Origin of the sequence: Streptomyces sp. NPDC058955, from assembly GCF_042741435.1 — a bacterium.
Taxonomy (GTDB): Bacteria; Actinomycetota; Actinomycetes; order Streptomycetales; family Streptomycetaceae; genus Streptomyces.
Window position 1 is genome coordinate 32313 of sequence record NZ_JBHYKM010000056.1, and the last position, 10051, is coordinate 42363.

The window sequence follows — 10051 nt, forward strand, 5'->3', positions numbered from 1 at the left end:
CCTCCTTCTTTTTTTTATATCATCACCTGGGTGGGGGGGGGGGGGCCCCCCCCGGGGGCCGGGGCGCCCCCGGGCGCGCCCCCCCGGGGCCGGGCGGGTCAGGGCTTCATCTCGTAGGCGCCGGAGAGGGCTTCGACGCGGGCCCAGACGCGGGCGGTGCGGGCCTCGTCGACGGCGGGGCGGCGGACCGCGCCGAGCGCCCAGGTCTGCTGCGCCTCGGTGGCGGAGTCCTTGCCGTGGAGTTCGACGGCGTAGCCGGAGAAGTCGCGGACGAGGACGGCGAACAGCTCGTCGAGGACGTCGTCGTCGAGGCCGGTGAGGGCGGCCTGCTCCAGGACGAGCTGGGCGTGGACGACGAGCGCGAAGAGCTGGCCGACGGCGAGGAGCAGGTCGAGGTCGCGGCTCTGGGCCTCGTCGGGGGCGGCGGTGCGGACGAAGTCGCAGAGGGCGTCGGCCTGTTCGCGGAAGCGGGCGACGTTCGGGAGCCGGTCGTACGCGTCGAAGGCGGGCCGCCAGTCGTGGAAGCGGACGGAGCCGAGGCCGCGGGCGGGGCCCTGGCGGAAGAGGAAGGCGTCGTCGGCGGCGTCGAGGCGGGTGGGGACGGCCGGCTGGTCGACCGGGTCCAGGAGGTGGTTGCGGAGGAACTTGAGGATGAGGGCGAGGTTGACGTGGACCGTGCCCTCCAGCTTGGGCAGGCCGCGGATCTCGACGGCCGCCTGGGCGAAGTAGTTGTCCTTCTCGAAGCCCTTGGCGGCGATGACGTCCCACATGAGGTCGATGACCTTCTCGCCCTCGGTGGTCACCTTCATCTTCGTCATGGGGTTGAAGAGGAGGTAGCGGCGGTCGTCGGGGCCGGCGGTGCGGAAGTAGTCGACGGCGCGGTCGCTGAAGAGCTTCATGCCGGCCAGCCGGACGTAGGCGTCGGTGAGTTCGCGGCGCACGTGCGGGAAGGCGGTGACGGGGCGGCCGTAGAGGACGCGGTTCTGCGCGTGGGTGACGGCCTCGTACATCGCGTGCTCGCAGATGCCGATGGAGGCGGTGCAGAGGTTGAACTTGCCGACGTTGACCGTGTTGAGGGCGGCGTCGAAGGCGGCGCGGCCGGTGTGCAGGACGTCCTCGGCGGCGACCGGGTACTCCTCCAGGCGGAACTCGCTGACGAACTTGGAGGAGTCGACGACGTTCTTCACCAGGTGGTAGGCCGGGTGGCGGCTGTCGGCGGCGAAGAAGACGTAGCCGTCGGGGCCCTCGACGTCGGTGCGGCGGCCGAAGACGGAGACGAGGCCCGCCTTGTTGCCGTTGCCGATGTAGTACTTGGAGCCGGTGGCGCGGAAGCCGCCCTCGCCGTCGGGCGTGAGCAGCATGTCGGTGGAGTAGATGTCGGCGCCGTGCGTCTTCTCGGAGAGGCCGAAGGCGAACACCTCGCCCTGGTCGAGGAGTTCGGCGGCGCGGGCGCGGGCGGCGGCGTTGTCGCTCTGCCAGACCGGGCCGAGGCCGAGGATGGTGACCTGCCAGGCGTACCAGTAGTCGAGGCCGTAGAAGCCGAGGATCTCGTTGAGGGCGGCGATGCGGGCGGTGTCCCAGCGCTTGTCGGCGTGGCCGCCGGCCTCGGTCGCCGGCGTCAGGAAGGTGGCGAAGAGCCCTTCCTTCGCAGCGAAGGCGAGGAAGTCGCCGAGCCAGGCGCGGGTGCGGTAGTCCTCGATGATCCGGCGCTTGCCGCGCTCCTCGAACCAGTCGACGGTGGCGCGCAGCAGCCGGCGGGTCTCGGGGTCGAAGTGCGCGGGGTCGTAGGTGCGCGGGTTGAACAGCAGCGCGTCGGTCATGGGGTACCGCCTTGGGTGCGAGGGGTGGATGAGGGTGGGCGCGGGGTCCGGAGGGTGGTGCCGGGATCCCGCGCGGGCGTCGGGGTGGCGCTCAGAACCTGCGCAGGGTGGCGAGGACGTCGTCGAGCCAGCCGATCATCATGCGTTCGTACGCGATGCCGCCGCGCAGCACGGCGTGCTGGAGCTCGCGTTCGGCGTCGGGCGGGGTGCCGTCGTCGGGGCGCGGCGGGAAGTCCCGGGCCTCGCCCGCGCGGTAGTGGGCGAGGCGGTCGGTGTGGGCCTGCCGGTGCCGCTCGACCTCGCGGACGAGGCCGGCGGGGTCGTCGAAGGCGGCGCCGCGGATCTTCACGGCGAGGTCGTGCCGGACACTCTCGGGCTCGATCGGCTCGCGCAGCCAGGAGCTGAGGGCCGCGTGCCCGAGGTCGGCGACGGAGTACTCCTTCTTGTCCGGCCGCCCCTGCTGGGGGACGTCGCGGGCGGCGACCCAGCCGTCGTTCTCCATCCGCTTGAGCACGCGGTAGATCTGCTGGTGGGTGGCGGTCCAGAAGTAGCCGATGGACCGCTCGAACCGGCGGGCCAGTTCGTATCCGGACCCCGGCTTCTCCAGCAGGGACACGAGGATCGCGTGTTCGAGCGCCATGCCCCCGATCCTGCTATGCAACTGGTTGCATAGCAAGGCGGGCGCGCGGCGATGAGACGCGCCTCACCTCGCGGGGCGGCCGCCCGTCACGCCGTCTGGAAGACCGGAGCCAGCACCTCCGTCAGCCGCCGCTTCAGCGCTTCCGCGTGGCGCGGGCGTACGGGGGCGGGGGCGGCGGCCCGGGGCCGGACGCCGGTGTCGGCGAGGAGGTACAGCATGCGGAGGGTGCGCATGGCGTTGGAGGTGTGCGCGGCCGTGGTGGGGGCACCGCGCCGGCCGGCGGCGAAGTCCGCCTCGACGACGTCCAGCCAGCGCAGGGCGTCGGCCTCGGAGAGTTCCGGCCGGGTCAGGGTGCGGGCGATGCCCTGGGCGAGCCGGTCGTCCTCCTGCTGGGCGAAGAGCTGGTCGGTGGGGGCGACGAGCCGGTCGGCGGCGAGCGCGAGCATCGCGTCCGGGTCGACGTCCGGGTGGAGTCCGAAGGCGCCCAGCAGGTCGGCGCCGTGCGCGACGGCGTGCAGCCAGCCGAGCCGGGGGTCGTATCCCCGCAGGTCCGTCTCGGCCGGGTACCAGCGCCGGAAGGCGTCGACCCACGCCGGGTCGAGGTCGCCGCGGCCGACGATCATGTCGAGCACGAGCGGGGCGAAGGTGCGGGCCTGGATCTCGGGGTCGGCGAACCGCTCGGCCATCACCGAGCCGAGCCGGGCGCGCAGCGGCCGGTCGATGACGTCCCGTCGGATCCAGGTCCGCAGGACGACGTACGGGGCGCCGTCGCGGAGCTCCGGGTCGGGGTGGCGGAGGGCCTCGGCCAGTTCGGCGGTGAGGGCGGGCAGTTCGGCCGCCGCGGGGGCGGGGCAGTCGTTCTCGTACAGGCGCAGCCAGCGGTCGGCGTCGACCTGCGGCCTGGTGGTGTCGTTCGTGATCACGAGGCCACCTTCGGGGGGTTCCTCCGGCCGGGCAACCGATTATCGGACGGCAGGACGGGCGGGTCCGCTGTCGGTGCCGCTGACTACGCTCGGCGGCATGACTTCGCACCTGGTGGACGCAGCCTGGGACCGCATCGACCGCTGGCTCCTGGCACACGCGCCCCGTACCTTCGCCTCGCTCGCGCCGCCCGCGCGGGACGAGGACATCGCCGCGACGGAGCGGGAGTTGGGCGTCGCCTTCCCGCCCGACCTGCGGGCGTCGCTGCGCCACCACGACGGCGTCCTCCCCGGACCGGAGGCGTACCGCTTCGACAACCACGACCGGCCCCTCGGACTGCGCGGCATCGTGGAGGCGACCCGCTTCCTGCGGGGCTGCGCGGCGGACCTGGACGAGGAGGCGGCGGAGGGCTACTGGCTGCCCTGCTATGTGCAGTTCGGCTCGTACGAGGCCACGGCCGACGGTGTCGCCGTCGACTGCGACCCGCGCCGGGACACGTACGGCGTGATCGGGCGCTTCTTCGACGAGACGGGCACCGACTTCAGGACCGCCGACTCGCTGGGGGCGTACCTCACGGCCCAGGCGGACGCGCTGGAGACGCCCGGGCGTCCGGTCGTCTTCGCCGGCCGCGTGATCTGGGACGACGCGCCCGCGCGCCTGCCGGACTGGGACCCCGCCGACACCCCGCCGCCGGGACCGGAGCTGCCCGCGCCGCACCTTCCCGAGGACCCGGCGGAACGCCTGAAGGTCGGCTTCCTCCACGGACTCGACGAGCTGGCCGCCGTCGTCGCCACCCTCCCCGCGGAGCGCGTCGCCGCGGCGGCCCGGGCGCAGGCCCGCCGGCTGGCCGAGGAGACCGGCCTGGCGGCATACCCCGAGGTGTCCGCGGCCCTGGCCGCCCTCGACGCCGGCACCCCCGACCCGGCCCCCGACAGCCCCGCGCTCCTCCGGCTGCGCGCCGTCGCGGCGGCGGCCGACGCGCGCGGCGACCGGATCCGGTCCTTCGCCGCCGTCCAGCTGGCCCACGCGCTGCGCGGCTCCGCCTACCGAGCGGTCGCGGAGATACCCACCGCCCGCTCCCTCTACGTCCCGCACTGGCGCGACGACCTGCACGCCGACCTCGGCGCCCCACCGCTCCCCCCGGTCCCCGACGACGCCTTCTGGGCCGCCCTGCGCAACCCGGCGATCGACGCGGACGCGTACGCCGACGGATACGACGAGATCGGCGAGCCGGTCTAGCGCCTGCCCGGCGGACCACGGCCGTCATGCCGGGGCGGACGGTTCGTCCGCCTCCCGTTCGCCGGTCTCGCCGACGCTGACCAGGCCCGTCTCGTAGGCGACGATGACGGCCTGGGCGCGGTCGCGCAGGCCGAGCTTGCCGAGGATCCGGGCGACGTGCGTCTTCACGGTCGCCTCGGCCAGCTGGAGCCGGGCGGCCAGTTCCGCGTTGCTCAGTCCGCGCGCCAGCAGCCCGAGCACCTCCAGCTCGCGCGGGGTGAGCGAGGCGAGGTCGCGGTGGAGGGCGACGGTCTCGTCGCCGCGCCGGGCGAAGCGCCGGACCAGCCGGCGGGTGATGGCGGGCGCGAGCAGCGCGTCGCCGGTGCGGACCGTGCGGACGGCGGAGGCCAGGTGCTCGGGGGTGACGTCCTTGAGCAGGAAGCCGCTGGCCCCCGCCGACAGGGCCGCGTACACGTACCGGTCCAGGTCGAAGGTGGTGAGGATGATGACGCGGGGTTCGCCGGGGCCGCCGGTGAGGATCCGGCGGGTGGCCTCCAGGCCGTCCATCTCCGGCATCCGGATGTCCATCAGGACCACGTCGGGACGGGTGCGGCGAACCGCCTCGACCGCCTCGGTCCCGTTGGTCGCCTCGGCGACCACGTCGATGCCGTCGGCGCCGAGGATCATCCGGAACCCGGTGCGGACCAGGGTCTGGTCGTCGGCGAGGACCACACGCGGCGGCGGCTCGGTCACGGTGCCTCCAGGGGGATCAGGGCCTCCACACGGTAGCCGCCGGTCAGCCGCCGGGCGGTGACCAGCGTGCCGCCGTAGACGGCGAGACGCTCGCGCAGGCCGATCAGGCCCCTGCCGTTGCCCGTGGCGGCGCCCGGGCCGGGGCGGCCGCCGGTGTCGGTGACCTCCACCCGGAGCCGGTCCGGGCCGTACTCGACGGTGACGGCGGCGGTCGCGCCGGCCGCGTGCTTCACCGCGTTGGTCAGCGCCTCCTGGACCACCCGGTAGGCGGCGAGCCCGATGCCGGACGGCAGGTCGCGGGGCGGGCCGGTCACGGTCAGGGCGACCGGCAGGCCGGCGTCCCGGACGCGCCCGACGAGCGCGTCCAGCCGGTCGAGACCGGGCTGGGGGGCGAGCTCCGCCGGCGCGTCCGGCCGGTCCGCGTCCTCGTCGCGGCCTTCGTCCTCGTCGGCCATGGTGAGCAGCCCCATGACGTGGCGCAGTTCGGTCATGGCCGACCGGCCGCTCGCCTCGACGGCCAGCAGGGCCTCGCCGGCCTGCTCGGGCGAGGTCTTCATGATCGTGCGGGCCGCGCCCGCCTGGATGATCATCACGCTGACGTGGTGGGTGACGACGTCGTGCAGCTCCCGGGCGATCCTGGCCCGCTCGTGCTCGACGGCCCGGCGCAGCGCCTCGGCCTGTTCGCGTTCGAGCGCGGAGAGCCGGGTGCGGCTCTCGTCGGACCGCAGCCGCCAGGTGCGCAGCCCGACGGCGGCCATGGCCATCGGGACGAGGATGAGCAGGGCGATGTACTCGTTGGGGACGATCGGCGTCACCGAGTTCCCCGACGTGCCGACGAGGACGACGGAGACCGGCAGCGCCACCAGGGTCGCCACCCGGTAGGGGCTGTACACGGCGGCGCTGTAGACGGCGATGACGAAGGCGTAGAAGGTCAGCCGCAGCACGCTCTGCGGGGTCGCCAGCGTCGCCGCCGTGACGACGCACAGCACGGCGAGCGGGTAGCGGCGGCGCAGGGCCAGGGCGCCCGAGGCGACCACCGCGAGGGAGACCATCCAGACGAGGCCGGCGATTCCGGACGGGCGGGGCATCACGTACGTCGTCCCGAGGGCGGTCTCGCGGATCACGACGACGCCGACGTTGTCGATGCCGTAGTGGACGGTGACGGCGCCGAGGACCAGCGCCAGCAGGACGTCGAACCGCCGGGCGCGCGGGCCGGGCCGCGGGGGCGGGCCGGCCGGGACCATCGCGTCGCGGACGGTCCGCCGGACCGCCGCCCGGAGCCCCTCCGCCGTCGTGCGCACGTTCATCACCGGCCCATTGTCACCGCCGCCCCGCCCCGCGGGATCCGCCTCCGGGGCCGGTTCCGGCCCGGCGCGTACACCGGGCGCCTACATCGCGGGGATGACGTCCCGGCGGGTCGTCCCGGCGCGGTACGGGATGGGGTCCGGACGGGCGACGCGCGGGCGCCGGCCGCGCTCCTAGCGTTCACCCGGCCCGTCCCTCCCCCGTACCCGAGGAGCCTTCCCGTGACCACACCCGTGATCGAACTGCGTGGCGTCAGCCGCCGCTACGAGGGCGGTCCGCCCGCCCTCGACGACGTGTCGCTGACCGTGATGCCCGGCGAGGCGGTCGCGGTCCTCGGCCCCTCCGGCAGCGGCAAGTCCACGCTGCTGAACCTGATCGCGGGCCTGGACCGGCCCGACGCGGGGACCGTCACCGTCGACGGGGTGCGGGTGGACCGGCTGGGCGAGGCCGGAGCGGCGCTCCACCGGCGGGCCCGGATCGGCATGGTCTTCCAGTTCTTCCACCTGCTCGACGACCTGACCGTCACCGAGAACGTCGTGCTGCCCGCGCGGCTCGCGGGCACCGGCCGCCGCGAGGCCGGGCGGCGGGCGGCGGAGCTCCTGGAGAGCCTCGGCATCGCCCGGCACGCCCGCGCCCTGCCGGGACGGCTCTCCGGTGGCGAGCGCCAGCGCGTCGCGGTGGCCCGGGCGCTGATGAACCGTCCGGCGCTGCTGCTGGCCGACGAGCCGACCGGGGCCCTGGACCGGGCCGCCGGGGAGGACGTCGGCGGGCTGCTCGCCGCCCTCCACGCCGAGGGGCAGAGCGTCCTCCTCGTCACCCACGACCTGGCGCTGGCCCGCTCCTGCACGCGGCGCACGGTGCGGATCGCCGACGGCCGCCTCACCGAGGACTCCCGGTGAGCGCGCTCGGCGGGGTGGTGCGGTCGGGGGTGCGGCGGCGCCGGGTGCAGACGCTGGTGATCGGGCTGGCCACGATGATGGCGGTGGCCGCCTCCGTCCTCGGCGGCTCGCTGCTCGTGGTCTCCGGCGCGCCCATCCGCGACGCCTTCGCCCGGCAGCACGGCGCCCATCTGTCCGTGGAGTTCGACGCGGACCGGGTGGGCGACGGGCGGCTGGCGCGGTCGGCCGGGGCCGCGGAAGTGAGCGGGGCGGCCGGGCCGTTCCGCACGGCGACGGTCGCGCCGCGCGCGGACGGTTCGGGTCCCGGGTGGCCGATGACCGTGGTCGGCCGGGCCGACCCCGGCGGGGACGTGGACGCGGTGGCGCTGCTCGACGGGCGCTGGCCGGCGCGGCCCGGCGAGATCGCGCTGGCCGCCGACTCGCCGCTCTTCCCCGTGCTGGGTCAGCGGATCGGCTTCCCCGCGCTGTCCGGCGCCCCGGCGCTGACGGTGGTGGGGGTGGCCCGCTCGGTGACCGGGACCGCCGACGCGTGGGTGGTGCCGGAGCAGATGCCGGCCCTGACCGCGCCCGGCGGCGGCGGGTACCAGATGCTCTACCGCTTCGCCGACGCGAGCACCGCCGAGCGGGTCGCCGCGGGCGGGCGGGCCGTGACGGCCGGCCTGCCGGCCGGGGCCGCGGTCGGCGAGCAGTCGTGGCTGACGGTCGCGGCGAACGCCGAGCGCGACACCGCGGTCTACGTGCCGTTCCTCCTCGCGTTCGGGGTGCTCGGCCTGGTCATGTCGGTGCTCGTGGTCGGCAACGTCGTCGCGTCGGCCGTCGGCCTGGCGACCCGCCGCATCGGGATCCTCAAGGCGATCGGCTTCACCCCGGCCCAGGTCGTGCGGGCCTACGTGGCGCAGGCGCTGGTCCCGGCCGCCGCGGGCACGGTCGCCGGGGTCCTCGCCGGCCATCTCCTCGCCGTGCCGGTGCTGGCCGAGGCCGGGGAGGTGTACGGCACCTCCTCCCTGGCCGTCGCGCCCTCCGTGGACCTGGCGGTGGCCGGCGGGGTGCTCGGCCTGGTGGCGGCGACCGCCTGGGCGAGCGCCTGGCGGGCGGGCCGGCTGCGGACGGTCGACGCCCTCGCCGTGGGCCGTGCGGTCCCGTCGGGGCGCGGCCGGTGGGCGGCCCGACGGGCCGGGCGGCTGCCGCTGCCGCAGCCGGTCACGCTGGGTCTGGTGCGGCCGTTCGCGCGGCCGGTCAGGGCGCTGGCCATGGGGACGGCGGTGCTGTTCGGCGCGGTCGCGGTCACCTTCACCGTGGGGATGAGCGCCTCGCTCGGCCAGGTGATGCGGGCCAAGGCCCATGACGTGGCGGACGTCAGCGTGCCGGAGCCGCCGCCGGCCTTCGGTCCGCCCGGGGCCGGGCCGCCGCCCGAGTCCGGTGCGGAGCGGCGGCCCCCGGCCGCTGCCGCCGCCGTCGCCGCGGCGATCGAGGCGACGGCCGGCACCGGGAGGCACTACAGCGCCACCACGGTGCGGGCGACGGTGTCCGGGCCGTCCGACCTCGTCGACGTGGTCGCCTTCACGGGGGACGCCTCCTGGGGCGGTTACGCGATGGTCGCCGGCCGCTGGTTCGAGCGGCCCGGCGAGGCCGTGGTCCCGACCCCGTTCCTGGCCGCCACCGGCACCCGCGTCGGGGACCGGGTCACGCTGAACGGCCTGGCCGAGCCGGTCTCGGTGCGGATCGTCGGCGAGGTCCTGGACCCGCGCAACGACGGCATGCAGGTCTTCACCGACTTCGCGACCGTCGCCTCCGCGCGCCCGGACACGACGTCGACGAGCCATCACGTCGCGGTCACCGCGGGCACCGTACCCGGCTATGTGGAGGCGCTGAACGAGGCCCTGGCGCCGCTCGGCGTCACCGCGCGGGAGGGCGGGCTCCGCTCGGGGAGCGACATGGTCGTCACGCTCGACGCGCTGGCCGCGTTCCTCACCCTGCTGCTCGTCGCCGTCGCCGCGCTCGGCGTCCTCAACGGCGTCCTGCTGGACACCCGCGAGCGGGTCCGGGAGATCGGCGTCCACAAGGCGCTCGGGATGACTCCCCGTCAGACCGTGGCGACGGTCCTCACGTCGGTCGCCGTGACCGGGGCGGTCGCGGGCGCGCTGGGCGTCCCGCTCGGCGTGGCGCTGCACGGCCGGGTGATGCCCGCGATGGCCGAGGGCGTGGGGCTGCGGTTGCCCGCCTCCGTCACGGACGTGTACGGCGCGGGCACCCTCGGCGCGCTCGCCCTGGGCGGCCTGCTCATCGCCCTCCTCGGCGCCCTCCTCCCGGCCGGCTGGGCGGCCAGGACGCGCACGGCGACCGCCCTGCGCACCGAGTAGGTCGCGGACGCGCGCCGGAGGCCGGCGGCGGGCGGCCCCCCCCCGGCCGCGGCGCCGCCCGGGGGGGGGGGGGGGGCGGCAAACCCCACCCGGGGGCCTAGGTACGGGGGGCGCGCAAAGGGGGGAGGCGCGACG

General features: G+C 75.7%; 8 protein-coding genes. 3 read left to right on the top strand and 5 right to left on the bottom strand.

The genetic code is table 11. From position 1 onward, the window contains the following. Nucleotides 1-98: 98 nt before the first annotated feature. The 3 genes from ACFW1I_RS21645 to ACFW1I_RS21655 form a co-directional block, all read right to left on the bottom strand. On the bottom strand, nucleotides 99-1820 hold the full coding sequence (locus ACFW1I_RS21645; protein WP_384672349.1) for an acyl-CoA dehydrogenase family protein: 1722 nt from the start codon (nucleotides 1818-1820) through the stop codon (nucleotides 99-101). Between the two features lie 91 nt (nucleotides 1821-1911). Beyond that, nucleotides 1912-2460: a PadR family transcriptional regulator gene (locus ACFW1I_RS21650; RefSeq protein ID WP_384672352.1), complete on the bottom strand. Its 549-nt coding sequence runs from the start codon at nucleotides 2458-2460 to the stop codon at nucleotides 1912-1914. Nucleotides 2461-2546: 86 nt separating this feature from the next. Then, on the bottom strand, nucleotides 2547-3383 hold the full coding sequence (locus ACFW1I_RS21655) for a DUF2785 domain-containing protein (RefSeq protein WP_384672355.1): 837 nt from the start codon (nucleotides 3381-3383) through the stop codon (nucleotides 2547-2549). 97 nt (nucleotides 3384-3480) lie between these two features. Here ACFW1I_RS21655 and ACFW1I_RS21660 point away from each other — a divergent pair, with 97 nt between their 5' ends. Further along, the gene (locus ACFW1I_RS21660; RefSeq protein ID WP_384672357.1) at nucleotides 3481-4620 is read left to right on the top strand and encodes an SMI1/KNR4 family protein; all 1140 of its coding nucleotides are present in this window, start codon (nucleotides 3481-3483) and stop codon (nucleotides 4618-4620) included. A gap of 24 nt (nucleotides 4621-4644) precedes the next feature. Here ACFW1I_RS21660 and ACFW1I_RS21665 read toward each other — a convergent pair whose 3' ends face one another. Both ACFW1I_RS21665 and ACFW1I_RS21670 read right to left on the bottom strand, forming a co-directional pair. Beyond that, nucleotides 4645-5352, bottom strand: coding sequence for a response regulator (locus ACFW1I_RS21665; protein ID WP_384672359.1), 708 nt, complete (start codon nucleotides 5350-5352; stop codon nucleotides 4645-4647). Further along, nucleotides 5349-6659 (bottom strand): sensor histidine kinase, encoded by a 1311-nt coding sequence (locus tag ACFW1I_RS21670; protein ID WP_384672362.1) that lies wholly within the window; start codon nucleotides 6657-6659, stop codon nucleotides 5349-5351. Before ACFW1I_RS21670 ends, ACFW1I_RS21665 begins: the two co-directional genes overlap by 4 nt. A gap of 219 nt (nucleotides 6660-6878) precedes the next feature. On the opposite strand from ACFW1I_RS21670, the gene ACFW1I_RS21675 reads away from it, so the two are divergent. Both ACFW1I_RS21675 and ACFW1I_RS21680 read left to right on the top strand, forming a co-directional pair. Continuing rightward, a complete protein-coding gene (locus tag ACFW1I_RS21675) occupies nucleotides 6879-7556 on the top strand; it encodes an ABC transporter ATP-binding protein (RefSeq protein WP_384672364.1) in 678 nt (225 codons plus the stop codon). After that, nucleotides 7553-9916 carry an ABC transporter permease gene (locus tag ACFW1I_RS21680; protein ID WP_384672366.1) on the top strand — a complete coding sequence of 788 codons (2364 nt, stop codon included), beginning with the start codon at nucleotides 7553-7555 and terminating at the stop codon, nucleotides 9914-9916. Before ACFW1I_RS21675 ends, ACFW1I_RS21680 begins: the two co-directional genes overlap by 4 nt. Nucleotides 9917-10051 lie beyond the last annotated feature (135 nt).

Bases quoted from the DNA above. Each gene is read 5' to 3' on its own strand.
- ACFW1I_RS21645 (WP_384672349.1), bottom strand. From the start codon at position 1,820: ATGACCGACGCGCTGCTGTTCAACCCGCGCACCTACGACCCCGCGCAC.
- ACFW1I_RS21650 (WP_384672352.1), bottom strand. From the start codon at position 2,460: ATGGCGCTCGAACACGCGATCCTCGTGTCCCTGCTGGAGAAGCCGGGG.
- ACFW1I_RS21660 (WP_384672357.1), top strand. From the start codon at position 3,481: ATGACTTCGCACCTGGTGGACGCAGCCTGGGACCGCATCGACCGCTGG.
- ACFW1I_RS21670 (WP_384672362.1), bottom strand. From the start codon at position 6,659: ATGAACGTGCGCACGACGGCGGAGGGGCTCCGGGCGGCGGTCCGGCGG.